This is a genomic window from Bergeriella denitrificans NBRC 102155, assembly GCF_001592185.1.
In the GTDB taxonomy this organism is placed as follows: Bacteria; Pseudomonadota; Gammaproteobacteria; order Burkholderiales; family Neisseriaceae; genus Neisseria; species Neisseria denitrificans.
This window is the reverse complement of the sequence record NZ_BCWL01000392.1, coordinates 1-512: the sequence shown is the minus strand read 5'-3', so window position 1 is coordinate 512 and position 512 is coordinate 1. Positions and strand designations below refer to the sequence as shown.

Genomic DNA, 512 nt, shown 5'->3' with positions numbered 1-512 from the left:
CCCCGTAACCCGCCCCGATTTCGTCATCAAGTACGAGCAGAAAGACATCACCGGCGAGATTTCGCCCTATCTGATTTCGTTCAGCTATACCGACTATCTCGGTGAGCAGTCCGACGAATTGCAGGTAGAGTTTGAAGACACCGACGGCCGCTGGCTGCGCGGCTGGTATCCCGAACAGGGCGACCGCCTGAGTTTGAGCATGGGCGACCAATTCACGGGTTTGGTGGATTTGGGTTTCTTTGAGATTGCAGAGATTGAGTACAGCACTGCCCCGAGCGTGGTGTCTTTAAAAGCCTTATCGACAGGCATTACCAAAGCCAACCGCACCTTAAAGCCGCGCGCCTATGAAAAAACCACGCTGGCCAAAATCGTGCGCGAAGTGGCGGGCCGTCTGAAACTCAAGCCCGACGGCGAAGTGCGCGATATCAAAATCGAGCGCGTCACCCAGTATCAGGAGCGCGATGTCGAATTTCTCACGCGGCTGGCGCGGCAGTACGGCCACACCTTTAAAA

The 512-nt window shown here is 55.7% G+C and carries 1 protein-coding gene; it reads left to right on the top strand.

The window, feature by feature from the left end; all coding sequences use genetic code 11:
• Positions 1-512: phage late control D family protein (locus BDE01S_RS10970; protein ID WP_369405795.1), on the top strand; the 512-nt coding region annotated here is incomplete at both ends.